Here is a 24500-nt window from a genome sequence, read left to right as displayed (position 1 = left end):
TTTATTTGGCTTTAACAACCGGCAAGTCTTTATACTGCGTCGTGTAGCGCGGTGAAAGCAATGCGCGCTTCATCCTCCAGGCTTGCTGTATTCCCTGCCCCGCAAACCATACTTTCCCTATACCAGAGTGGTTTATCCCGTCCAAGACCTTCATAAGCGCCTCGCTGTTAACCCGCGGCTTATGTTCATCGAATAGCGCCAGTTGAGCCACCCCCAGACCGTAAAAATCCCCCAACATAACGCCGGCTTTCTGATAGCGCATTCCTGGCAAGAAAATCCTGTCCAGGCACTCCATGGCGACGCGGATAATGTCGCGGGTGTCGTTACTCGGGATGGTGAGGCTACCGGTCGCCTGATTGCCGTGATAGGGTCCATCTACGGCAAACGGGCTTGTCTTGATGAATACGGATATCTTTTTGCAGTACTGCCGTTCCCCTGAGTTTCTCAGTTGCGCGCTCTGCATACGCGCAGATAGCCTCCCTTACCTGTTGATAGGTGGTTGCCCGGCCACTGAATGATCGCGAACTGACTATCTCTTGCTTAGTGGGTGCAAACTCCTCCAACTGCATGCATGATTCGCCATTGAGTTCCCGGACGGTGCGCTCCAGCACAACGCTGAAATGTTTGCGGATAAATGGCGGGTGGCTGTCTGCCAGCTGGAGAGCGTTATAAATCCCCATAGCATTAAGCTTCTTCGATATGCGCCGGCCAATGCCCCAAACGTCCTCTACAGGCACCAGGGCCATTAATTTTCGTTGCCTGACCGATGATGAAAGGTCTACCACTCCGCCTGTCTGTGTCCACTGTTTGGCAGTATGGTTGGCGAGTTTCGCCAGAGTTTTGGTCGGGGCAATGCCCACGCCCACGGTGAGCTTAGTGCGCTGCTTTACCCGTTCCCTGACATCGCGGCCAAACTGCTCCAGGCTCATGCAGTTGCTGACCCCTGACAAATTCATGAAAGCTTCATCAATTGAGTAAATCTCCACTGACGGGGCCATCTCTTCGAGTGTCGGCATAACCCGGTTGGACATATCAGCATACAAAGCATAGTTACTGGAAAACACATGCACGTGGTGTTTCCTGACGATGTCCTTAATCTCGAAAAAAGGATTCCCAGTTTTGAAACCAAGCTTTTTAGCTTCAGCCGAACGCGCTATTACGCAGCCGTCATTGTTACTCAGAACGATGACGGGCTTACCTTTCAGATCTGGACGAAATACCGTTTCGCAGGATGCATAAATTGAGTTCACATCCGCCAGGGCAAACATGGTCAGGGTGCCGAGTGAATGAGAAACGTCACTACGCCGAATATCTCGACGTTGTCCTCTAAACGGATTGGGATGGCCCGATAAGCCGTATTCATAGGCAGCAGGTGCGGTGTAGGGGTGAGCTGCAATTGTTTGACAGTAAACTCACCGTCAACTGCTGCAATGACAATCTGTCCATGCTGTGCTGTGAGCGCACTATCTACAATGAGCATGTCGCCCTCGTTGATAAACCCCTCGATCATCGAGTCACCGATCACCTGACGAAATAGGTAGCGGCTGGATGGCTCACACATAACTGATTTAAATCTATACGGTTTTCAATATAGTCTTGGGCTGGACTGGGGAAGCCAGCGGGCACCCGCCCCAAAAAAAGAGGGAGGGGTATTACTTCGGCAAGTTCAACGGCCCGATAAAAATCATGTTCGCATACTCAAATGGATCATTACTGTTGTTTTGTACAGCATAAGCATGATGCCAGTGGATTGTGAAGGGCGAGTGAGGCGGTAAATCGTAGGGTGTTGAGCGGTGGGGAGATTTAGTTTAACCACCGCGTTAGGATCACATATGAGACTGGTTAAATGATTGAGTCGCCGAAATTAATTGATTCTCTGGTTAAAAATCTCTTGGGAAGATAACGATTGTAATGGTGTTTTTCACAGAATTCCCTTAGTTCACCAATATCTGTTACGCGAGCTTTGATATATATCCGTTGCATATAATTATTGAATGTATTTAATGAAAGATTCAACCTTTCGGCAGCCTCCTTTGATTTTAATCCTTGCAGTCGATAAAACATTATCTCACACTCTCGCTCAGTAAATGTGTCGTCCGGTTTATTTAGAAGCAAAGACCCTGGCATATGACCTTTAACGTAGTCATTTAAGGAATATACCGTTAACTCTATATTATATCCAAACATACCAACACACTCATGATTATCATTATAAAAAGGCATCTTCCTAAATATATAGGGGTAGTCAACCGCATGAGGATGCAGTTCTAACGTTGAAAATTGTTCCTGAGTTTTTATAACCCTCTTGTATTGGTTATCAAATTCATCTACTACGCCATCTACTGCGAAAAGGTTATTGTCAATTTCACAATCATACTTACCAATAATATCCGCGGGTGATTTAGCGCCAAGCAAATCAGCGGCAGCCTGATTACAGTAAATTAATCTTGCGGACAAATCTCTTATGCCATAAGGAGTTTTTAGCTGATCAAAGGCATATCGCATTGAGTTCGGTATATTTATTTCTGGAACGATACTACTCTTACATTTATCATTATTCATTATAACTTACTCCTATTGATGATATTTAAATGACTTTATCACCGCAGGAGGTTAACAACTACTGTCTTAAAGTGTAGAGTAAAAACTAACTTTAATAATATTGATATTTAATAATTAGGTAAAGTGCGTGGGTGCCTCTAAAGGGCCAGGGAAGGCCCGGCCTAAGCCGGGACACTTATCATTTTTGTACTGTAATTAATTAGAATCTTCGGTCCATGGAAACGGAGGCGGCGCCACCACAGGAGCAACTCCGTTTTCCTCTCGCCACGCATTGATGTCGGGGGTATAATTCCAACGCCTGACCCTGCCGTAAAAATCATCAGCAGCGAATGTGGCATCGCTTCCTAGATATTCGTGGCCAAGCCTGCCAAGTTCATTACAAATGTCTTCTATAGTATCCCCTACAAGCAATGCCTGGTTAAATTGAGCATGGGGAATTCCATAATAACCTTCTTCATAAGCAAAATTAGGTTCACTCATAGTTACCTCACTTAAGTTGTTTTTATTGTTGAAGCCCAGATAACAACAGACAGTTACACCTTATATTTCAATCGGAAAAGTTGGCTTTAATGTCACGGGAGACCGAACGCCATAACATTGCAACATAATACTGTTGTTATATACAGTATAATCATGTGAAGGCGATTTTGTGAAGTGAACCGAGGGCAAAAAAAAACATGTCTTTGAATAATAATATAATTCAGTTTCTATAGTACTGCATTCCGCAGTAAGGACGCTAAGCATTGATGCTCAGGCGCGTTTCGATAGAGTTTGCAAGTGCTACTAGAGGGCCAGCGTAGGCCCGACCTGAGTCGGGACACTTTTCATATTTGTATTGCAATCACTCGGAATCTGATCTCTTCCCATTAAACAGGACCAGGCTAAACTGGAGTTTTCTGCCACACTTCTCATACTAAAAGGGGGGATCCGGGCATGAAAAAATCCAAGTTTACCGAGGAACAGATAGCTTTTGCCTTGAAACAGGCGGAAGGCGGCACCCGCGTGGCGGAAGTGTGTCGCAAGATGGGCATTTCTGAAGCGACCTTTTTCAACTGGAAGAAAAAATTTGGCGGCATGGGCGTGGCTGAACTGCGGCGCTTGCGCCAGCTGGAAGATGAAAATCAGCGGCTAAAACGCTTGGTGGCGGATCTGAGCCTGGACAAAGAGATGCTGCAGGATGTGCTAAAACGAAAGTTTTAAAGCCTGCCCGTAAGCGTGAAATTGTCCATTTTTTGCTTGACGCTTACCGGGTAGGCATTCGTCGCGCCTGCCAGACGATCCCCATGAGCCGCTCGGTTTATCACTACCGTTCTTGCCGTGATGACCGGGTGCTGACCATGCGGATCAGGGAGATTGCTGAAACCCGGATCCGTTATGGCTGCGAGCGAATACATGTACAGCTTAGGCGTGAAGGCTGGCGAGTGAACCACAAAAAAACGCACCGCATATACTGCCAGGAGGGGTTAAATTTGCGGTGCAAACGGCCCCGGCGCCATGTGACGGCGGCCCACCGGCGTGAGAGGCCGCTAGTGTCAAATCCGGATCAATGCTGGAGCATGGATTTCGTTGCTGATAATCTGTTTAATAGGCGCTGGTTTCGGGCGTTAACTGTGGTCGATAATTTTAGTCGGGAATGCCTGGCGATCCATGCCGGCCAGTCGCTCAGGGGCGAGGATGTGGTGGCGGTACTGGAGCATCTGAGGTTGATGCACAATCGTGTGCCGTTAAGGATCCAGGCCGACAACGGCAGCGAATTTATCTCAAAAGTGCTGGATAGATGGGCGTACGAAAATAAGGTCACCATGGACTTCTCACGCCCCGGCACGCCGACGGATAACCCGTTTATCGAATCGTTTAATGGCAGCCTGAGGGATGAATGCCTAAATATCCACTGGTTCCTGTCGATGGAAGATGTGCAGGAAAAGCTTGATCGCTGGCGGGAGGAATATAACCATGACAGGACACATTCTTCATTAAATGATCTGACTCCGGCGGAATTTATCCGAAGTCACCAAAAACGGCAAATCCTCTAATTTAGCCATGATCAGGATATGGGGGGAGGTCACAAGTCTTGTACGGTTACGGTACTTCTGGCAGTAATTACGACGCTTTATATTCTCGTGTCTACAATGGAAAATCATGGAGCTTATGGAAACAATTCACTTTAACCTAGCAGCTTGCTATATAAGCGTTATCTTATTTTAAGTAGAGGGCCATCCGTGGCCTATTTTATAATTTTAAAGTTAGATATTAATCGTGTATTTATCAAAAAAACATCATAAATAAGATATTTATGAACTAACGAATTGGAACCTGTGTATTTCATTATGACGCGCTCAGTTACGGCCAGGATTTGGTGCTCGGTAAAACGGACTTTGTGCATAATGTCCTCCTCGTTGGCATATTTATTATGCCGGAAAATCTATATAAGTGGATGGAACGATTATGTGGGATACTTGCAAAATCATTACAGCCGTACTGTGTGGCAAAGATTGGAAAACCAAGCCCCGGGGATGGGGCTTGGTTAATCAAATCATTACTGAGCGGCTTAGTTGAATATTCTGATATTAATAGCAATGGCAAAGGGAGAACTGACGCCAGTAACAGCAACTCGCGGCGATGAATTAGCGGGCCAAGTCACAAAAATTCCAGTACCAGAATTTCTATGGTCGCACAGTACAGTATCAGGCGTAGAGACTGAACCATCAACGCCACGCTTACCCAAAACGCACATATACTTACTACCCTCAAAGGCACTACCATCCACAGCGCGAGTTGTGATAATAATTTCCGCTACTCCGTGTGTGATAATAATATCGCCGCCATCAGAAATATCATAAACGGTGCCATTAATAGCATTGGTAATAACTTCGTGCCATTCGTAACCGAATGTCACACCATTAATTTGAGCCGTAGAATAACGTAGCGATTGGACAACCGTTCTATCCTGAGTTAAATCAAAAGCGGTCTGTGGGCGCTCCATCCATGTTCGACCAGCATTCATAGATCCTAGCCTGTATATTGGAATATTGACACTAGAGCCTATACTACCGATCCATGGCCGAGATAAGTCATTTTGTGCATATTCAATAATACCATTGCCATCTTCATGAGAAGCGCCTCCTTTTTCTGTTCTGATGCCTTCAATCACTGTGTTATTTTGGTCGCCTTCAATATGAAGTATAGCCTTCAATTTTACAGTTGTATTTCCATGAATCTCAGTCCATTTTGAATCATATTGTGATGTACTTTCTTCAAAATATAAAGCATATTCAATATCAGCAATAAACATATTTTGTTCGAATTGCCTAGCGAATGAAGATTGTGCGCCTAGTCCAATAGTCCGGCCATAGCGATGCGCAAACCGGCAATTGACATAGGCAATGTTATAAAACGCATTGTTTTCAGACCAGAACAGCTTATTGTTTGTCAATATTCCTTCACCATTACTAAAGTCTATAAATGAACAATTATGAAATTTAGCCGCCCCACAATCATCCATCCGTAGACCACCAGCCGCAGCACTGTTAGTCCTATTTTCCATCCTCAATCCGCGGACCTCGAAATGCGCATGCATTGCAGCTGTACCAGTTTGATAAAGACGTAGGCCATAAACGGATTCCCGTACATCAACTTTATAAACGAGACCTTGCCATAAAGGATCTGTGGAATCAGATTGCAAACGGAGGGTGTGGGTAGTCGCGGTGGCAATAAATTCTCCACGGGGAACTCCATTACCTTTCCATGCCCGGGTGATGCGCCCTATTTCATCAATATACATTGCGAAAGAGCCTGCGGACACAGCTACGTCATAACCCTTGATATCGGCCATAACTTTATATGTTTTACCAACCGTAAGACCGGTAAGAATAATTCTCGCCATCCCTTGCGAGGCTGAAGCAGCACCCCAGGATAAACCGCCTGTTGATGTGAGTTCAACATTGCCGGTCAATGACCATCCGGAGAAAGTAACGGCGCTACCAGCAATATATTGCGCTATTAATGTGCCCGCGTCGACCAGGATCCGCGCGCCGGAAAAATCCAGCACGTGATCGATGACATTACTGACCGCTGTGCGATTAATTGAAAGCTGCTGAGTTATCAAAAACGTGCCAGAGCTTGTATTAAAATATCCGCCGCCTATAGACGAACAAAAATCAAGCCATGCTTGAATCGCTGCGGTATCATCCGTAACACCATTGCCTATGGCGCCAAAATCATAAGGTGTTATGGTGTGACTCAGCTTATTACCGATTGTTTTTTGGGGATAAGTATTCGTTATATCATAGCCTATCCACCCAGCTGCAGCCGTATCTAACAACTGATCTTTAAACTGATCAGGGTCATATTTCAACACGTTTGGAAAGTAAAATTGCTGGACGCCATCAGCATCAAGGACGGTCATTGACTGCCCTTCAACCGTTACAAATTTTGCTACCTGACCGGCATACACTGGATAGCCTCCGGCATTGATGTTTATAGGTTGAGCTACCGCGGTATAGGTACCCTCCGCACTCTCTACATAAACCTGTATTTGATTTGCAGCCACAGTCGGGTCCGTGTCAATCTGCCCGACATAGACAGAACCATTGGCGCATGCTTGGAAGCTATTGGCAAGGGTGAATAATTGTGATGGCATAGATACAACGATATTAGGTATGGTCATATGTTTAGTACCTCTTTGAATGTGTTAGATAAACCGTTTACTTCATTAGGTTGATATTTAGCAACCTGTTAAATGGACTGAGTAATGTAATGACCAAAAGAGAAGCGGCACAAATTAAACAACGGCATTTTTAACCACATAACAGATAATTATGTAAAAATGCTTCCTGAAATATGTCCATACCAAAAATCGTATCATAGAGAACTGTAAATAAAAACAGTACTTGACTACACCCCCAGCAGGCATTGCTGAGGTTTAAATCGATCATCAGCTATTTCAGCCGGACATTCTCCTTCTCCGGTTGCCATAAGTGTTGCCATCCAGAGGAAGACAGACCAACCACTCGTTTACACCAGGTGTAAAAGTTATATCGGAAATCCCCAGCTTGCCACAAACCGCTGGTACGGGGGTATCCAGTCCAGCCTGTTTGAAATCAAACGCGATCCACGCTTCTGTGTAACGGGACTTTTTGGTCGGCATTACCTCTGTCAAAGGGATAGGTTCATCACGTCGGATTGGCGATTTTGGGTGGGGCAGAATTCGGGGTGGGGTCAGTATGAAAGGCTGAACTTGCGAAACGGACATGGCCGGAAAATCGTAGGGCACTGAGCGGAAGGGAGATTTACATTCACCCCCGCCCAGAACTGACCAAAGCAAAGATCAGATTATTGAATCGCTGAAATTAATTGCTTCATGAGTTAGAAATCTCTTGGGGAGATAACGATGGTAATTATGTTTCTCGCAAAAATCCCTTAACTCCCCGATCTCTGTTACATGCACTTTATTGTAAATCTTCTGCATATAGTTATTAAATGTATTTAATGAAAGATTTAACCTAGCAGCAGCCTCTTTTGACTTCAAACCTTGCAAGCGATAAAACATTACTTCGCACTCGCGCTCAGTGAAAGTGTCATCCGGCTTATTCAATAATAGTGATCCCGGCATATGCCCTTTTACATAGTCGTTAAGTGTATATACTGTAAGTTGTGTATTATAACCAAGCATACCTATGCATTCGTGCTTATCATTAAAATAAGGGATTTTATGGAATATGAATGGAAAATCCACAGCATGAGGATGTAGCTCCAACGTAGAAAAAGGAGTCTGCGTCTCAAATATACGTTTATATTGCTTAGCAAAATTCTCTATTGATTCCTCGGTATCTAATATAGCGCAATCGAATTCACTGTCGAATTTACCAATGATTTCATTAGGCGACCTTTTATCTGCGAGTAGAGCAAGCGGCTGATTGCAATAAACCAGCCTGGAGGACAAATCTCTTATCGCTATGGGACTTTTTAATTGGTCAAAAACGTAACGCATGGTGTTTGTAATATTAACTTCAGGAACCACAGTACACTTGCATATGTCATTACTCATAATTACCCCCGGTCATTGATGATATTTAAAAACTGTATCATCGCAAAGAGTGACTAACTACTGGCCTAAAGCATAGCGTAATAAAATAACATCCTTAATTTTACGGCTTAAGGTTTTTAATTAACGAATTTTTTCGCTTTAATAAAAATATAACTAACCTTGCATTTCAAATAAACAATTATTGATGAGAAAAGTAATTATTAATAGTGTGAGCCCCGCAGTGCTTTGGCCCATTATGGCCCATTTTTATTAATGATATTATGGAAGCATTAAATTTCGAATTACTGAAAGGATTAATGACGGGAAAATGGTCGGTTTAGTTTTACCGCACAATTTAAATTATTGTCGGGCTGCCACAGTTCTGTCTCTTCTATCCCGTCTATACTTAAGATCTCTCTGCAATATAGATGACGACTATGTGCGGCCGATTTGCTGAATTTAATACCAGAGAACACTATCTCGATTTCCTGCGAAGTGATGTTGCGTTTTCGGGCGCATTGGATGGCGAGCCGATAGGCCGCTACAACGTTGCTCCAGGCAGTCGCGTTCTGCTGCTGAACCAGCGCGACGATACGCTGCATCTGGATCCCGTTATCTGGGGTTATCAGCCCGCCTGGGCCAAAGAAGCAGGCCGCCCTCCCCTGATTAATGCCCGGTTAGAAACTGCCGCCGCCAGCCGCATGTTTAAGCCGCTATGGCACCATGGCCGCGCGCTGGTGATGGCCGACGGTTGGTATGAGTGGAAGAAAGACCCGGACCATACAAAAGTTAAACAACCCTATTTTATCTATCATAAAAATAAGAAGCCGATATACCTGGCCGCGATAGGCAGATTCCATCCCGATGCCCTGGACGCGCCGGAAGATGATGGTTTTGTAATCGTGACGGCGGCCAGTGATCAGGGGTTGGTGGATATCCATGACCGGCGGCCGCTGATCATGACGCGAAAGGCGTCATTAGAATGGATATCGCCGGATACGACGTCGGGGCGCGCCGAGGAGCTGGCCCATGATTGCGCCATGCCGGCGGGGGAGTTTGCGTTTCATCCTGTCAGCAAGACTGTGGGGAATATTCACAATAACAACAGTTCGCTAATTGCAAAAATTGATAATTCACACTTATAGTCCTCGCGCCGGCGAGGACTATACAGGGATGCCGCCGGGTACCGTGGGTACCGCACAAACGGTCATATCAGCCGCCAGGACGGCACGCCACGGCATTTTCAGCACAGCGCATCCACCGCGACTCTATAGCGGGCCTGCCTATCGGCCAAGCCGTTGACGCCGCCGTTAATCCGTCTAGTCAGCCCCACCATATCGCCAATATCGGCGAAAGTGTTACATTTATTGGCCTGCCAAAACCATCCGGCCGAACGCGCGGCATTGATATCCGCCAGGAGCAAATCAGGCTCGGCAAGCAGATCTAAATCGAGCGCTTTACCGCAGGCGGCATAATTAGCATAAAAGGTCACCTGTTTTAAACCTCGCCCGCGATATAACCAGCCGTCTCCCGGTCGCGTATTTCCGTATCTGCCGCCATAAACAATATTGGCTATTTTCTGCTGCCTATCGATAGGCAGGGTTCTTTCAGAAGGTTGGCGGCCCAACGCCTCGCGCTGTGCCGGCGTTAAGCGATTGCCGAATATCTTGAGTCCGTTTATCGAATAATTAAACGATTCCACTACTGTGGTAAATCCACCTGATTCCGTACCGATTTGCGCAATAAAAGCTGCCTGGCGCAGCGGCGTATTAATACTGAATTCAGCCATAATAGCCGCCATATGCGGAAACCAGCGTGCGGCTAACCCGGCGCTGATATTAGCCGCCTGTTGGAATTGCTCGAGTGTCATATGCTTTGGCCCTTAACCGCCTGGTTTTCCTCCAACCCTTACACAAGGCAAGCCGTCCACGCTGCTAAAGGTTGCCGGCCCGGCGGTGATGGCCCTTAACCCTGGCGCGTCCCGCCGCAGGGCTGCGCTTGATGAACAATCGTCAGGGCCATCAGTATCATGAACATGCCGGCCTAGCAGGGGAGCTTGATCGATTCCGCGGGTGAGCAATCCGGGCAATTCGGGAAGGAAATCGCCTTTAGCGCCCAACGCTGGGTCTGACGGGGCTTAACCATGTTTACCTCACCCAGTCGCTATCTGCGTGACCGCGATGCCAGGTGTGTCCGTCATGGGCGGGCAGCGGCCGGGGCGGAGATAAAAGAGCAGCAAGCCATTTTTGCGCTAGAATAATCAGGTAAGCGCGCATTTCCGCTGGTGGGATGTGCTATCACATAATGGAAACATTTTAAAAGGCATGGCATTAACATGAAGAAATTCATCATCGCAATGATGACTGTAGTATTAGCCCTACCCTTTGCCCCCCTTACGTATGCCCATGCCGGGGATGAATATCATCCTAAAACAGTGCATAAATATCACCGTCACCACCGTGCGGCAAAGCATCATGGCAAAAAGCAGATCTATCGCAAGGCCGAGCCACAGGTGGGACATAACAGATGATGGGGAGTAAATCAGCTTTAACAGCAACAGCGTGGCGAAACCGGGTCGTATTGCGTTGAGATAGGCTGATGGCGTTTATCCGGCAGGACCCGCCATAAAATAGCGGCTTTTTTCATACCAATTAAAAGTGATTACACTTTGACATTATACTAATTAACATAATATTTTGCCGGTATATTTCCTGGGTGTTGTAGGCTTGTTATTATCTTATTGCAGGGGTTATTGTTTTAATTATTGGCTAATGCGCTATTATCAGAGGCAATCAATGAGGATATTGCCGCCGGAACCTGCCCGCCGGCATAGGAAACAGGAAGCCATGCTGATGGGCAGCGCGCCAGCGCTTATTATTTAAACGACAATAACATCAATAAGTTATACTACGATATCACCGCGCCGTTAAGCCACGGGCTATTAATCGTTGTTAACCTTTTCTTCGTCGCCGTTGACTTCAACATACTGCGAGACTGAGATCAACCGGACAAAATGCGCCAATAATAAATCCACATCCGTTTGCAGAATGTCCTCGCTGGCGCTGGAAGCCGATAAAATGGCTTTTTCTATGTTGGTCGCCATAACCGATGAGCTACCCTGCCCGACAGTCAGCACCAGCGCGGCCAGGAGCAGGGACTGGGCTTCAACCTGGGCAGTCAGCTCTTTTGCCGCCGCATCCGCTTTGGCCATTTTTTTCAATATATCAATGACAAGGTTTCTCATAGTTTCCTACCTGGACAAAATCGCGGCCAACAGGCTGCCACGGCACTAAACATAGCCTGCTTATATTACTCTTATTGTGATTAGGATAACATCTTCTGAACTGTAAGTATTGTGCGCGATGACCACCACCATGGCGCCCACGCCAGTTGTAGTCCCATTGACGCGTATAGGGCGCTGTTGTGCAGGGATTAATTCATTAGAAATATTTATCAATCAACACAACTTTATCCCCACCCACGAAGCAAAACGGCGGCAAAACGCCGTATGCGGGGACGAATGCCGTGTTGCCGGACCGGAAGAGAAGACGTTCCCCCTCCGCCGGGCCGGGTAGCCGTTCCCTAGTCCGTGATGGCCTTGGCGCCGGCGGTTTTCAGCACGCCATCGGCGCGGAACATGGCCTTGATGCCGCGTACCGCCTGCCGGATACGATCCTGGTTCTCAATCAGCGCGAAACGTACATGGGTATCGCCGTAGTCGCCGAACCCAATGCCCGGCGATACGCAGACCTTAGCGTCCGACAGCAGTTTTTTCGCGAACTCCAGGGAACCGAGATGGGCATAGTGCTCCGGGATCCTGGCCCAGACATACATGGACGCCTTTGGGGTATCCACCATCCATCCCGCCTCGTGCAGGCCGCGCACCAGGACATTGCGGCGCTGGTGATATTGTTCGACGATATCCAGTACGCATTGCTGGTCGCCTTCCAGCGCAGCGATGGCGGCCACCTGCAGGGGGGTAAACGTACCGTAGTCATGGTAACTTTTGATACGCGCCAGGGCGTTGACCAGTTCCGGATTACCCACCATAAACCCGATGCGCCAGCCGGCCATGTTATAGCTTTTCGACAGGGTGAAAAATTCCACCGCAATGTCCTTGGCGCCTGGCACCTGCATGATCGACGGCGCTTTCCATCCATCATAAACAATATCGGCATAGGCGAGATCGTGTACCACCAGCACGCCGTACTGCTGGGCCAGGGCCACCACCCGTTCAAAGAAGTCCAGCTCGACGCATTGCGCCGTGGGATTGGACGGGAAGCCGAGAATCATCATTTTCGGCGTGGGAATGCTTTCGCGAATGGCGCGCTCAAGCTCGCGGAAAAAGTCCACCCCCGCCACCAGCGGCACCGAGCGCACCTGGGCGCCGGCTATCACCGCGCCGTAGATATGTATCGGATAGCTGGGATTCGGCACCAGTACGGTATCGCCATGATCGAGCGTCGCCAGCATCAAATGGGCCAGGCCCTCTTTGGAACCGATGGTGACGATGGCCTCGCTGTCTGGATTGATCTCGACGCCGTAGCGATCGGCATACCAGCCCGAGATCGCGCGCCGCAGCCGGGGAATACCGCGGGAGGTGGAATATCCATGGGTATCCTCCCGTTTGGCGACGGTACAAAGCTTTTCCACGATGTGCGGCGGCGTGGGCCCGTCGGGATTACCCATGCTGAAATCAATAATATCCTCTCCGCGCCGGCGCGCGGCCATTTTCAACTCGGCGGTGATATTAAATACATAGGGGGGGAGACGATCGATGCGTGTAAAACGCCGTGGCAAACCGGATGCGGCCATAATATCCTCGTTGTACGTTAGCGCCCGGACCATCCGAGCGACGCCGGCCCATGCGTGGGCCTGTCCATGAAGCTATCCTATATTCGGCATGATTTCAATATCAACGGCAGACATCGCGGCGGACAAGATAAAAAGAGGAAATATGAAATTTTATTTATCGATTATTCCCCTTTATTGCGGTAGCCGTTGGCCTAAAAACCGTGCGGCAGGCGTTTTATGCCGGTAAATGAAATCCCCTTATGTTTACTCAGACTTCCCCGTTTTACGGCACTTCTCGCGTCATGGCGGCCGAAGCCGCCGCGATCCCCGACGGCGGCCGCGGCGGCAAATCTGGAATCTCAGGCGTCCATTGCTTATAGTAACGGCTAAAGGTTGGTCATTTACCGGGATGTCGTGGTGAAAGAAATGTTCGAAATGCTGCTGGCGGTCTATGAACGGGCGGCATTAATGTTGATTTGCCTGTTTTTGTTGACGCGCGTCCGCCAGTTCCGCCAGTTATTGCAAAAAGAACAGCACACCCGCCAGGAATTGCTGGCGGTCACCGCCATTTTTTCCCTATTTGCCATTTTCAGCACCTATTCCGGCATCCATGTGGAAGGCTCGCTGATCAACGTGCGGATTATCGCGGTCATGTCCGGCGGTATTTTATTCGGGCCCTGGGTCGGCATCGCCACCGGGATTATCGCCGGCGTGCACCGTTATCTGATCGATATCGACGGCCCGACCTCGGTGCCTTGCCTTATCAGCAGCGTGGCGGCGGGTTTTGTCTCGGGCTGGATCAAGCTTAGGGTGATAAAAGAGCGCCGCTGGGGCATCGGCATCCTGGGCGGCATGCTGTGCGAGTGCCTGACCATGCTGCTGGTCATTCTCTGGGCGCAGCCGATGTCCCTGGGGCTGGATATCGTGTCCAAAATTGCGCTGCCGATGATCCTCGGCGGGGTCAGCATCGGCATGATCGTGCTGCTGGTGCAGGGGGTCGAGGATGAAAAAGAGGTGATCGCCGCCCGGCAAGCCAAGCTGGCGCTGGATATCGCCAATAAGACCCTGCCCTACTTTCGCCATATCAACAGCGAATCCCTCACCACCATTTGCGATATCATCCGCGCCGATATCAAGGCCGACGCCGTGGCCATCACCAATGAACATCATATCCTGGCTTATGTCGGGGTCGGGGCCGAATTGTACAATATCGGCCATGAGATCATCAGCGATATGACCAGGGAAAGTATTCAAAGCGGCAACATCACCATCAAGAACAATGACGAGGCGGACCGTACGCCGCAAATCCACTCGCTTATCATTATCCCGTTATGGGAAAAAGGCGTGGTCACCGGCACCCTGAAGATCTATTACTGTCACGCCCATCAGATCACCAATTCACTCAAAGTGATGGCCATCGGCCTGTCGCAGATTATTTCGACGCAGATCGAGGTGTCGCGCATCGAACAGCTGAGGGAAATGGCCGACCAGGCGGAACTGCGCGCGTTACAAAGCAAAATTAATCCGCATTTCCTGTTTAATGCGCTTAACGCCATTTCCTCGTCGATCCGCATCAATCCGGATACCGCCCGGCAGCTGATTACCAATCTTTCCCGTTACCTGCGGTACAATCTGGAATTGAACGGCGCGCAAATCGATATCAAAAAAGAGCTTTATCAGATCCAGGATTATATCGCCATCGAGCAGGCGCGTTTCGGCAGCAAGCTGAGCGTTATTTTTGATATCGATGAAGAGTTGTCGTTTCCCCTGCCCAGCCTGCTCATCCAGCCGCTGGTGGAAAACGCTATTGTGCACGGCATCCAGCCTTGCCGCGGTAAAGGCGTGGTGGTGATTTCCGTGCGGGAGGATACCGGCGGACGTATCCGTATTGCGGTAAAAGACACCGGCGGTGGCATCAGCGCAGAAGTCATCGAGCAGGTTAAACGCAATGAACTGCCGGCCGGGAAAATCGGCCTGCTGAATGTTCATCACCGGGTATTGCTGTTATATGGCGAAGGGCTGCATATCCGCCGTCTTGAACCGGGCACCGAGATCTGGTTTTACATTACCCCCCAGCCCCACAAGCTGGCGGCATAACGTCCATGGAGGACATGTTTAACCGCGAGGCACCATGAAAGCCATAATTGTCGAAGACGAATTCCTCGCCCAGGAAGAATTACGCTACCTTATCCATAAGCACAGCGGCCTGACTATCGAGGCCACGTTCGACGATGGACTGGATGTCCTGCGCTACCTGCAGCATCATGAGGTGGATGTGATTTTTCTCGATATCAATATCCCCTCCCTGGACGGCGTGTTGCTGGCGCAGAATATCAGTAAATTCAGCCATAAGCCGGAAATAGTCTTTATTACCGCCTATAAAGAGCATGCGGTGGAGGCGTTTGAGCTGGAAGCCTTTGACTATATCCTGAAGCCTTATCAGGAATCGCGCATCATCACCATGCTGCAAAAGCTGGAGGCGCAGCATCAGGCCGCCCCGGCGCCGGCTGCGGGGGCGGCGCCGGGACGGCGGAATCAACACGCCATTAATTTGATCAAAGACGAGCGCATTATCGTTACCGATATCAGCAATATCTATTATGCGGCGGCGCAGGAAAAGGTGACCCTGGTCTATACGCGGCGCGAGGAATTTGTCATGCCGATGGCCATCACGGAATTCTGCGGCCGGTTGCCGGAGGAGTTTTTTTTCCGTTGCCATCGGTCGTATGTGGTGAACCTGGGAAAAATTCGTGAGATTGTGCCCTGGTTTAATAATACCTATCTGCTGCGCCTGAGCGATCTGGATTTTGAAGTGCCGGTCAGCCGCAGCAAGGTCAGGGCTTTCCGGCAATTGATGCGGCTGTAGCCGGGGTTTGGCTGCAGAACCGTGCCCACGGGCATGCAGGGCAAGAGGGTAAAGGCGCCGGAATAAGCCGCCCTGTCGGCAACAGCCGGCGTGTAGTCAAATCACGCCGAAACCTGGAGTTGAAGACCCATCAGCTGGCGCATATGCGCGCCGGCGCCGAGCAGGCCCGGTTGTTCGTGCCTGATCAGAAACACCGGGATATCGCGTACGTAATCGTTAAAGCGGCCTTTATCCTCGAACGCCGCGCGAAAACCGGAGGCGCGGAAAAATTCCAGGAAGCGCGGCACCAGGCCGCCGGCGATATAAACGCCGCCAAACGTGCCCATGTTCAGCGCCAGATTGCCGCCAAAACGCCCCATCAGCACGCAGAACAGCGACAGCGCGCGCCGGCAATCGTCATTGCTCCCGTCGACGGCCTGTTCCGTGACCTGTTGCGGCTCCAGTGAATCCGGAACGCGGCCATCGATGGTGACGAGGCTGCGGTACAAATTAACCAGCCCGGGGCCGGATAATACGCGTTCGGCCGACACATGGCCGAACTCGCCGCGCAGCACCGCCAGGACATCGGCTTCCTCTTTGCTGTTAGGCGCGAAGTCGACATGGCCGCCTTCGCCCGGCAGGCTTATCCAACGCTGGTCCAGATGCAACAGATGGCACACGCCAAGGCCGGTGCCGGCGCCGTACACGGCAATCGGCCCCTGGGCCTGCGCCTGCGTGCCGCCAAACTGCACCACATCGCCGGCGGCGAGCATCGGCACCGCCATCGAGACGGCGGTAAAATCATTGATGACCTCCAGGCGCGCCAATCCCAGGCTGTCCTTCATGGCCTTGATGGAAAATGCCCAGGTGCTGTTGGTCATGTCCACCCAGTCATCGGTTATCGGACAGGCGATAGCGATACAGGCCTCCGTGGCCTCGACCTTTTGCGCGGTCAGGTAGTGACGGATCACCGCTTCAAGGGTGGCGTAATCTTTACCGGAATAGGTGTGGATATGGGAAATCGCGCCATTGTCCATATCGCATAACGCCAGCCGGGCATTGGTTCCCCCAACGTCACCGACCAGGGCATATTTTGTCATTATGTAAGGCTCCACTAACTCTTCTACTTGCCGTCGGAGGGTTACCGGCAGCAAACATAAACAATTTATTAATATAATAATAATACCAGTTATATTGGCCAATGCTATAAATTGAGTTTGCTTTCGGATTCGCCTTTATCCCAGGGCAAAGGCCACCGCGGCGGCGGCGTGGAGGGTGGTGGTGTCGAACAGCGGCACCGTTGCGTCGTCTTCGCCGATCAGCAGGCCGATTTCGGTGCAGCCGAGGATCAGTCCCTCGATGCCCTGGCTCTCCAGCGAAGCAATAATGCGCCGGAAGGTGTGGCGCGATTCATCGCGGATCTTGCCCAGGCATAACTCCTCGAAAATGATGTTATGAATCGCGTCCATTTCCGCAGCGCCCGGAACGGTGATTTCGATGCCGTGCGGATGCTCGAACCGCCGGCGATAAAAATCCTGCTGCATGGTAAAGCGGGTGCCCAATAGCCCGACCCGCCGCAGGCCACGGGCATTGATTTCCCGGGCGGTGGCATCGGCGATATGCAACAGCGGCAGTGGACAGGCCCATTCAATGGTGTCCGCCACCTTATGCATGGTGTTAGTGCAAAGGACGATGGCCTCGGCACCGGCTTTTTGCAGCAATACCGCTTTGGCCGCCAGCAGATCGCCCGCCCGTTGCCAATCACCCTCGGCCTGCATGCGGGCGATTTGGGCGAAATCGACGCTGTACAGCACCAGATCCGCCGAATGCAACCCGCCCAATGCGCCGCTAATGCCTTGGTTAATCAAGCGGTAATAAGGTAAAGTGGATTCCCAGCTCATGCCGCCTAACAGCCCTAGTGTTTTCACTGTGTGATCCTCGTGCGTCTTCGGCCGGGTCAATGCCGCGGCACCCGTAGCGCTTGTATTGTTTGTCAGGGAAGGGTTATTTTTAACTGAGTTTGATGATAAAACGGTGCTTGCCCATCACACCCGCGACAAGCTCGCGCACGTTTGTTTGTCAGTAGTCTGAGTTATTTTTAATGGAATTTATCGCTTAACTGATGCAAAGCGCAATATATTATCCGACCAGGATAATCCACCGTTGCCGGTAAGCCTATGCCGTCGCTTGCCCGGCGAATTAAGCGGTAACCGATTCCTACCGTGATAGTAATGATAAAAGGATACTTTATGGTTTATCTGGCCAATCCAACGCGTTACGACGATATGTTATATCGTCGCTGCGGTAATAGCGGTCTTCAACTGCCGGCGGTGTCGCTCGGCCTGTGGCATAATTTCGGCGACGTCACGTTGCTGGAAAACAGCCGCGCCATGGTGCGCCGCGCCTTTGACTTAGGCATTACCCATTTTGACCTGGCCAATAACTACGGGCCGCCCCCGGGATCCGCCGAAGCCAATTTCGGCCGGTTGCTGCGCGAGGATTTGCTCCCCTACCGTGACGAGCTGATTATTTCCACCAAGGCGGGCTATACCATGTGGCCCGGGCCTTACGGCGACTGGGGCTCGAAAAAATACCTGGTGTCCAGCCTGGATCAGAGCCTGCGCCGTCTGGGCCTGGACTACGTGGATATCTTTTATCATCATCGTCCGGACCCCGCTACGCCGCTTGCCGAAACCATGAGCGCGCTGGATCTGCTGGTACGCCAGGGCAAGGCGCTCTACATCGGCCTGTCCAACTACCCCGCCGCGCTCGCCAGGCAGGCGTTGGCGCTATTAAACGACCTCGGCACTCCCTGCGTGATTCATCAACCCAAATATTCCATGTTTGAACGGTGGGTGGAACCTGAACTGCTTGATGTGCTGGCTGAGAACGGCGTGGGGTCGATAGCCTTTTCGCCTCTGGCCGGCGGTCAACTGACGGACCGTTACCTGAACGGCATACCGCAGGATTCGCGGGCGGCCAGACCGGGTCTGACCCTGACGCCGGAACAGCTTACCGCGCAGAAAATGGATAAGGTACGGCGCCTGAACGATATTGCCCTGGAACGCGGCCAGAAGCTGGCGCAAATGGCGCTGGCCTGGGTGCTGCGCGGCGATCGGGTAACGTCGGTGCTGATTGGCGCCAGCAAAACCTCGCAAATAGACGACGCGGTGGGGATGCTGGCCAATCGCGAATTCACCGCCGACGAATTGGCGCGTATCGAAGCGATACTGGCATAAGGCCGCGCCGGCCCGCAATTTCCGCCCGGTATTGGCGGGCCCGGCGTGCCACGGAGCCTCGGTCGGGCGCATAAACCGCGCCCGGCCAACCCCATAGACACGCATTGCCCTTAACGCGCCGGGTACGGCCTCTGCGGTAGGGTGGCGTATCGGATAGCCGGAGAAGATAAAGTCCGGTTACAGGCCGAACGCGGTGCCCACCATCAAATAGCCATTCAGCGTTACCACCACCGCCACGATAACCCACCCCAACGTCTGGATCAGGCGCGAGTTCACCATGTCGCCCATCAGGACGCGGTTGCCGGTAAAGGTCAGCAGCGGCACCAGCGCCAGCGCAATGCCGAAGCTGAGCAGGACCTGGCTTAATACCAGGATACGGGTCGGGTCCAGCCCCATCATGATAACCACAAAGGACGGCAGCATCGTGACCACCCGCCTTACCAGCAGCGGTATGCGAAAACGCACAAATCCCTGCATCACCACCTGCCCGGCCATGGTGCCCACCACGGTGGAGGACAGGCCCGCCGCCACCAGGCTTAAACCGAATACCGTCGCCGCCGTATGGTTCAGCAGCGGCGCCAAGGTCAGGTAGGCCTCATCCAGATCGGCGATGCCGGTATGCCCGCTGAAGTGAAATGCCGCCGCCGCGGTGGCCATCATGGCCAGATTGACAAAACCGGCGGTGGTCATGGCGATGGCCACATCCAGTTTAGTCGAGGAGTAGCGTTGGGCGCGGTTGCCGTGCAGTCCGTTTTGCGTCAAGGAAGAATGCAGGTAAATCACATGCGGCATAATGGTGGCGCCCAGCACCCCGGCGGCCAGGAAAACCGCGTCGCCGTTCGGCAGGCTGGGCAGCAGCATGCCTTTACCCAGTTCCGCCATATTCGGTTGCGAAAAAAACAGCTCCGCGATATAGGCGGCGGCGACAAACAGCAGCAGCCCGCCAATGACCAATTCCAGTGGTTTTTGACCCCGCTGTTGCAACATGAGGATCAAGAATGTGGCGATGCCGGTAATGATTGCGCCTTGCAGCAGCGAGCAGCCCAGCAGCATTTTAAAACCGATGGCCGCGCCGACGAATTCCGCCAAATCGGTGGCCATGGCAATGATTTCAGCTTGTATCCAGTAGGCCCACACCGCCGGGCGCGGGAAGCGATCGCGGATATGCTCCGCCAGGTTCTTGCCGGTGGCGATACCCAGCTTTGCCGACAACAGCTGGATGAGCATGGCCATAAAGTTGGCCCACACCACCACCCAGAGCAATCGGTACCCGAAGCTGGCGCCCGCCTGGATATTGGTGGCGAAATTACCGGGGTCGATATAGCCAATCGCCGCGATAAACGCCGGGCCAAGCAATGAGAGCTTTACCTTGCGTGATGCGCGATTGACACCGTCCGCAGTACGGCTATTCAGCATATCAGTGACCCTTATGATCCATCGAATTAGCTTCATCCTATCCAAACGATAATAATTATCAAGCGCATTTAGGACGTTTTGGGTTATCTCTGCGATAGATGGCGATGATGATGAGCATAAAGGGGGCAAAACCCAGCCTAATGACAGTTTCATCCCTAATTGGACCGGCTTAGAAGCGCCAATGGGTTACTAAATTACATTAGCACACTATTAACATAATTGGATATAAATTTAACTTTTTTCGCGACTTATCTGTGACCGCCTCGCTATCCTCATCTTCTGCTAGAGGATTTTTATATATTTGCAACTTATAACTCGTTTTTAGTTCGACCGTTACATAGAATGAGCGGCAAATTATTGCCTGCCTCATAACTGGAGCAACTATGTCCCGGATTTTTCATTTTGTCCTCGCTCTTGCCGTAGTGGCAATCCTGGCGTTATTGGTCAGCCACGATCGTAAAAAAATCAGGCTGCGCTTTATTGTTCAACTATTAGTCATTGAAGTCCTGCTTGCTTATTTTTTCCTCAACTCGCAGATTGGATTGGGTTTTGTGCAGGGATTCTCGGCGCTGTTTGATAAGTTGCTAGGATTTGCCGCCGAAGGGACAGGGTTTGTTTTCGGTAATATGAATAAACAGGGCCTGGCATTCTTTTTCCTGAATGTGTTATGTCCGATTGTATTTATCTCGGCCCTGATAGGTATTTTGCAGCATATCCGGGTGCTCCCTTTTATTATCCGCATCATCGGTACCCTGCTGTCGAAAATTAACGGTATGGGCAAGCTGGAGTCGTTTAACGCCGTCAGTTCGCTGATCCTGGGGCAATCGGAAAACTTCATCGCCTATAAGGATATCCTGGGCAAGATGTCCGAACGCCGGATGTACACCATGGCGGCCACGGCGATGTCGACGGTATCGATGTCCATCGTCGGCGCCTATATGACCATGCTGGAACCGCGCTATGTGGTGGCCGCGCTGGTATTGAATATGTTCAGCACCTTTATTGTGCTGTCATTGATCAATCCCTACCAGGTCGGCAAGGAAGAAGAGCTGCAGATGAGTAATCTGCATGAAGGGCAGAGCTTTTTCGAAATGCTGGGTGAATATATCCTGGCGGGCTTCCGGGTGGCCATTATCGTCGCGGCCATGCTGATTGGCTTCATTGCCATTATCGCCGCCATAAACGCCTTGTTCAGCCTGGTGTTCGGCATCAGCTTCCAGGGCATACTGGGGTATATATTTTATCCCTTTGCCCGGGTCATCGGCATCCAGGGCGACGAGGCGCTGCGGGTCGGCAGCATCATGGCCACCAAGCTGGTCTCCAATGAGTTTGTCGCCATGATGGATTTGCAAAAGGTTGCCGGCCAACTGTCCGCGCATTCCGTCGGCATCCTGTCGGTATTCCTGGTGTCGTTTGCCAACTTTTCATCCATCGGCATCGTGGCCGGCGCGATTAAAGGCCTGAACGAACACCAGGGCAACGTGGTATCCCGCTTCGGCCTGAAGCTGGTGTACGGCTCGACGCTGGTCAGCCTGCTGTCCGCCGCCATCACCGGTTTGGTAATTTAAACCGCCGTCCATCTTGCCGTCATAACGACGGTGCGGTTGGGGCCGGGGCAACCCGGCCTTTTTTATAGGATTGACGCGATAAATCGAGGCGGCGCCAGGCATGCACGCACAAGATATAAAAACAAAAAACCGGCCAGAAGCCGGTTTTTTTAATTTGGTGGAGCTAAGCGGGATCGAACCGCTGACCTCTTGCATGCCATGCAAGCGCTCTCCCAGCTGAGCTATAGCCCCAACGTACTTCCTGGGTAACACGAACACCGTCGTAACACATCATCATATCAGGCCAATCGAGGTGATTGGTGGAGCTAAGCGGGATCGAACCGCTGACCTCTTGCATGCCATGCAAGCGCTCTCCCAGCTGAGCTATAGCCCCGTACCCGACACATCATGTCTGGTGGACGGGGCGCATGATATGAAACCCGGCAAACAGTGTCAACGGCTAATTGAAATTAACGCATCAAACGCTGAAAAAGCCGTCAAATCCTCGATAACGAACGGGTTATCCGGCGCGCTGGGCGATATAGTCCAGCGCCTTATCGATACGGGCCAACGAACGTGACTGCCCGACGGCATGGACGGTGACATCCAGCGCCGGCGACTGGCCCGCGCCGGTGACCGCCACGCGCAGCGGCATCCCTACCTTGCCCATGCCCACGTTGAGCTCCGCCGCCGTCTCCTCGATAGCGTTATGCACGTGTTCAGGCGACCACGACGTCAGGGCGGCCAGTTTGGCGCGCGCCAGCACCAACGGCTCGCGGGCCACCAGGCGCAGATGTTTTTTGGCCGCGTCGGCATCGAACTGCTCGAAATCCTCATAGAAATAATGGCATGAGGCCGCCATTTCTTTCAGGGTCTTGCAGCGATCGCCGAGTAATGTCACCAGCTCCGCCAGTTGCGGCCCATTGCGGGTATCAATGCCCGCTTGTTCCATATGCCATACCAGGTGGGTGGCGACGTATTCCGGCGGCAGATGATTAATGTAGTGGTGATTAAGCCACAGCAGCTTTTCGGTGTTAAAGGCACTGGCCGATTTGCTGATATCGTCCAGGGTAAACAGCTGCTTCATTTCTTCGATGGAGAAAATTTCCTGATCACCATGGGACCAGCCCAGGCGCACCAGGTAATTCAGCAGGGCCTCAGGCAGGAAACCGTCGTCGCGGTACTGCATTACGCCCACCGCGCCGTGGCGTTTGGACAGCTTCTTGCCGTCGTCGCCCAAGATCATCGAGACGTGGGCATATTCAGGCACCGGCGCGCCCAGGGCCTTGAGAATATTGATCTGGCGCGGCGTGTTGTTGATATGATCCTCACCGCGGATAACATGGGTGATTGCCATATCCCAGTCGTCAATCACCACGCAGAAATTATAGGTGGGCGAGCCGTCGGTACGGCGGATAATCAGGTCGTCAAGCTCTTGGTTGCTAAATTCAATCGGGCCGCGAATATTATCATTAAAGATAACCGAGCCGTCCTGGGGATTGGCGAAACGCACCACGCAAGGCTCGGCGTCGTCATGCTGTTCATGGCTGTGGCGGCAGTGGCCGTCGTAACGCGGTTTCTCGCCGTTGGCCATTTGCTGCTCGCGCAGGGCTTCCAGGCGCTCCCTGGAGCAATAGCATTTATAGGCGGTGCCCTGCACCAGCATGTCGTCGATCACCGCGTTATAACGGTCGAAACGTTTGGTCTGGTAGTAAGGACCTTCATCCCAATCCAGGTTCAGCCAGTTCATCCCGTCCATAATGGCGTTGATAGCTTCCTGGGTGGAGCGCTCAAGATCGGTATCCTCGATACGCAGCACGAACTCCCCGCCCTGGCTACGGGCAAACAGCCATGAATATAAAGCGGTACGGGCGCCGCCGACATGAAGATAGCCGGTGGGGCTGGGCGCAAAACGGGTTTTAATTTTCATCAGGAACACTGCCTTATTACGCATGGCTGACAGTCGGGAGCAATACTCCCGGCCGGTTATAAAAAGTGGACAATATTCTACCACTCCAGCCCGATTCCTCAACGCTGTTCCACTTTTGCTGCTCCTTTTGCAGAGATTAAAG

The 24500-nt window shown here is 51.3% G+C and carries 18 protein-coding genes, 2 tRNA genes and 2 pseudogenes; 7 read left to right on the top strand and 15 right to left on the bottom strand.

All coding sequences use genetic code 11. The features are described 5' to 3' along the window. Position 1: 1 nt before the first annotated feature. From umuC to ABUK12_RS23945, 4 genes and pseudogenes are all read right to left on the bottom strand, one after another. Positions 2-1268, bottom strand: a pseudogene (gene umuC, locus ABUK12_RS23960) (translesion error-prone DNA polymerase V subunit UmuC). A 2-nt stretch (positions 1269-1270) separates the two neighbouring features. Beyond that, positions 1271-1653, bottom strand: a pseudogene (gene umuD, locus ABUK12_RS23955) (translesion error-prone DNA polymerase V autoproteolytic subunit). A gap of 189 nt (positions 1654-1842) precedes the next feature. Further along, a complete protein-coding gene (locus ABUK12_RS23950) occupies positions 1843-2562 on the bottom strand; it encodes a PAS domain-containing protein (RefSeq protein ID WP_410014159.1) in 720 nt (239 codons plus the stop codon). Positions 2563-2757: 195 nt separating this feature from the next. Continuing rightward, positions 2758-3042 carry a hypothetical protein gene (locus ABUK12_RS23945; RefSeq protein WP_410014158.1) on the bottom strand — a complete coding sequence of 95 codons (285 nt, stop codon included), beginning with the start codon at positions 3040-3042 and terminating at the stop codon, positions 2758-2760. 453 nt (positions 3043-3495) lie between these two features. On the opposite strand from ABUK12_RS23945, the gene ABUK12_RS23940 reads away from it, so the two are divergent. Then, positions 3496-4595 (top strand): IS3 family transposase gene (locus ABUK12_RS23940; protein WP_410014157.1). Its coding sequence is split into 2 segments (ribosomal slippage): positions 3496-3748 and positions 3748-4595, totalling 1101 coding nucleotides; the frame shifts between segments, so codons are not numbered across the junction. A 515-nt stretch (positions 4596-5110) separates the two neighbouring features. Here the strand turns inward: ABUK12_RS23940 and ABUK12_RS23935 are convergent. Further along, positions 5111-7228: a phage tailspike protein gene (locus ABUK12_RS23935; protein ID WP_410014156.1), complete on the bottom strand. Its 2118-nt coding sequence runs from the start codon at positions 7226-7228 to the stop codon at positions 5111-5113. Between the two features lie 660 nt (positions 7229-7888). After that, positions 7889-8608, bottom strand: a complete 720-nt coding sequence (locus ABUK12_RS23930) for a helix-turn-helix transcriptional regulator (protein ID WP_410014155.1) — start codon at positions 8606-8608, stop codon at positions 7889-7891. 416 nt (positions 8609-9024) lie between these two features. Between ABUK12_RS23930 and ABUK12_RS23925 the strand changes: the two genes are divergently transcribed. Beyond that, complete coding sequence (locus tag ABUK12_RS23925) at positions 9025-9732, top strand: SOS response-associated peptidase family protein (protein WP_410014154.1); 708 nt, start codon at positions 9025-9027, stop codon at positions 9730-9732. A 98-nt stretch (positions 9733-9830) separates the two neighbouring features. On the opposite strand, the gene ABUK12_RS23920 is transcribed toward ABUK12_RS23925, so the two are convergent. Continuing rightward, positions 9831-10457: a glycoside hydrolase family 19 protein gene (locus ABUK12_RS23920; protein ID WP_410014153.1), complete on the bottom strand. Its 627-nt coding sequence runs from the start codon at positions 10455-10457 to the stop codon at positions 9831-9833. A 465-nt stretch (positions 10458-10922) separates the two neighbouring features. Here ABUK12_RS23920 and ABUK12_RS23915 point away from each other — a divergent pair, with 465 nt between their 5' ends. Further along, positions 10923-11117, top strand: coding sequence for a hypothetical protein (locus ABUK12_RS23915; protein ID WP_410014152.1), 195 nt, complete (start codon positions 10923-10925; stop codon positions 11115-11117). A gap of 411 nt (positions 11118-11528) precedes the next feature. Here the strand turns inward: ABUK12_RS23915 and iraP are convergent, their stop codons facing one another. Both iraP and alaC read right to left on the bottom strand, forming a co-directional pair. Continuing rightward, the gene (iraP, locus tag ABUK12_RS23910; protein ID WP_410014151.1) at positions 11529-11831 is read right to left on the bottom strand and encodes an anti-adapter protein IraP; all 303 of its coding nucleotides are present in this window, start codon (positions 11829-11831) and stop codon (positions 11529-11531) included. 338 nt (positions 11832-12169) lie between these two features. Then, entirely contained in the window at positions 12170-13402 is a 1233-nt protein-coding gene (alaC, locus tag ABUK12_RS23905) for an alanine transaminase (protein ID WP_410014150.1), read from the bottom strand. A gap of 396 nt (positions 13403-13798) precedes the next feature. Here alaC and ABUK12_RS23900 point away from each other — a divergent pair, with 396 nt between their 5' ends. Continuing rightward, positions 13799-15478 (top strand): LytS/YhcK type 5TM receptor domain-containing protein, encoded by a 1680-nt coding sequence (locus ABUK12_RS23900; protein ID WP_410014149.1) that lies wholly within the window; start codon positions 13799-13801, stop codon positions 15476-15478. Positions 15479-15512: 34 nt separating this feature from the next. Beyond that, a complete protein-coding gene (locus ABUK12_RS23895) occupies positions 15513-16247 on the top strand; it encodes a LytR/AlgR family response regulator transcription factor (protein WP_410014148.1) in 735 nt (244 codons plus the stop codon). 101 nt (positions 16248-16348) lie between these two features. Here ABUK12_RS23895 and glk read toward each other — a convergent pair whose 3' ends face one another. Then, positions 16349-17326: a glucokinase gene (gene glk / locus ABUK12_RS23890; protein ID WP_410014147.1), complete on the bottom strand. Its 978-nt coding sequence runs from the start codon at positions 17324-17326 to the stop codon at positions 16349-16351. 135 nt (positions 17327-17461) lie between these two features. Beyond that, positions 17462-18154, bottom strand: a complete 693-nt coding sequence (locus ABUK12_RS23885) for an aspartate/glutamate racemase family protein (protein ID WP_410014146.1) — start codon at positions 18152-18154, stop codon at positions 17462-17464. Between the two features lie 321 nt (positions 18155-18475). Here ABUK12_RS23885 and mgrA point away from each other — a divergent pair, with 321 nt between their 5' ends. Beyond that, positions 18476-19465 carry an L-glyceraldehyde 3-phosphate reductase gene (mgrA, locus tag ABUK12_RS23880; protein ID WP_410014145.1) on the top strand — a complete coding sequence of 330 codons (990 nt, stop codon included), beginning with the start codon at positions 18476-18478 and terminating at the stop codon, positions 19463-19465. Between the two features lie 177 nt (positions 19466-19642). Here mgrA and ABUK12_RS23875 read toward each other — a convergent pair whose 3' ends face one another. Continuing rightward, positions 19643-20881 (bottom strand): Nramp family divalent metal transporter, encoded by a 1239-nt coding sequence (locus ABUK12_RS23875; RefSeq protein ID WP_410014144.1) that lies wholly within the window; start codon positions 20879-20881, stop codon positions 19643-19645. 383 nt (positions 20882-21264) lie between these two features. On the opposite strand from ABUK12_RS23875, the gene ABUK12_RS23870 reads away from it, so the two are divergent. Continuing rightward, on the top strand, positions 21265-22449 hold the full coding sequence (locus tag ABUK12_RS23870) for a NupC/NupG family nucleoside CNT transporter (protein ID WP_410014143.1): 1185 nt from the start codon (positions 21265-21267) through the stop codon (positions 22447-22449). 155 nt (positions 22450-22604) lie between these two features. Here the strand turns inward: ABUK12_RS23870 and ABUK12_RS23865 are convergent. The 3 genes from ABUK12_RS23865 to gltX form a co-directional block, all read right to left on the bottom strand. Beyond that, positions 22605-22680 (bottom strand) — tRNA-Ala (locus tag ABUK12_RS23865). A 66-nt stretch (positions 22681-22746) separates the two neighbouring features. Beyond that, positions 22747-22822: transfer RNA gene (locus ABUK12_RS23860), tRNA-Ala, on the bottom strand. Positions 22823-22948: 126 nt separating this feature from the next. Then, the gene (gene gltX, locus ABUK12_RS23855; protein ID WP_410014142.1) at positions 22949-24358 is read right to left on the bottom strand and encodes a glutamate--tRNA ligase; all 1410 of its coding nucleotides are present in this window, start codon (positions 24356-24358) and stop codon (positions 22949-22951) included. Between the last annotated feature and the right edge of the window lie 142 nt (positions 24359-24500).

The sequence above is a fragment of the Sodalis sp. C49 genome (genome assembly GCF_046352915.1).
Taxonomy (GTDB): Bacteria; Pseudomonadota; Gammaproteobacteria; order Enterobacterales; family Enterobacteriaceae; genus Acerihabitans.
Note: the sequence above shows the minus strand (reverse complement) of the source record. Positions and strands in the feature narration are given on the sequence as shown.

Coding starts and splice junctions, on each gene's coding strand:
- ABUK12_RS23920 (WP_410014153.1), bottom strand. CDS start 10,457: ATGACACTCGAGCAATTCCAACAGGCGGCTAATATCAGCGCCGGGTTA.
- ABUK12_RS23875 (WP_410014144.1), bottom strand. CDS start 20,881: ATGCTGAATAGCCGTACTGCGGACGGTGTCAATCGCGCATCACGCAAG.
- ABUK12_RS23930 (WP_410014155.1), bottom strand. CDS start 8,608: ATGAGTAATGACATATGCAAGTGTACTGTGGTTCCTGAAGTTAATATT.
- ABUK12_RS23870 (WP_410014143.1), top strand. CDS start 21,265: ATGTCCCGGATTTTTCATTTTGTCCTCGCTCTTGCCGTAGTGGCAATC.
- gltX (WP_410014142.1), bottom strand. CDS start 24,358: ATGAAAATTAAAACCCGTTTTGCGCCCAGCCCCACCGGCTATCTTCAT.
- alaC (WP_410014150.1), bottom strand. CDS start 13,402: ATGGCCGCATCCGGTTTGCCACGGCGTTTTACACGCATCGATCGTCTC.
- ABUK12_RS23950 (WP_410014159.1), bottom strand. CDS start 2,562: ATGAATAATGATAAATGTAAGAGTAGTATCGTTCCAGAAATAAATATA.
- iraP (WP_410014151.1), bottom strand. CDS start 11,831: ATGAGAAACCTTGTCATTGATATATTGAAAAAAATGGCCAAAGCGGAT.
- mgrA (WP_410014145.1), top strand. CDS start 18,476: ATGGTTTATCTGGCCAATCCAACGCGTTACGACGATATGTTATATCGT.
- ABUK12_RS23895 (WP_410014148.1), top strand. CDS start 15,513: ATGAAAGCCATAATTGTCGAAGACGAATTCCTCGCCCAGGAAGAATTA.
- ABUK12_RS23935 (WP_410014156.1), bottom strand. CDS start 7,228: ATGACCATACCTAATATCGTTGTATCTATGCCATCACAATTATTCACC.
- glk (WP_410014147.1), bottom strand. CDS start 17,326: ATGACAAAATATGCCCTGGTCGGTGACGTTGGGGGAACCAATGCCCGG.
- ABUK12_RS23915 (WP_410014152.1), top strand. CDS start 10,923: ATGAAGAAATTCATCATCGCAATGATGACTGTAGTATTAGCCCTACCC.
- ABUK12_RS23925 (WP_410014154.1), top strand. CDS start 9,025: ATGTGCGGCCGATTTGCTGAATTTAATACCAGAGAACACTATCTCGAT.
- ABUK12_RS23945 (WP_410014158.1), bottom strand. CDS start 3,042: ATGAGTGAACCTAATTTTGCTTATGAAGAAGGTTATTATGGAATTCCC.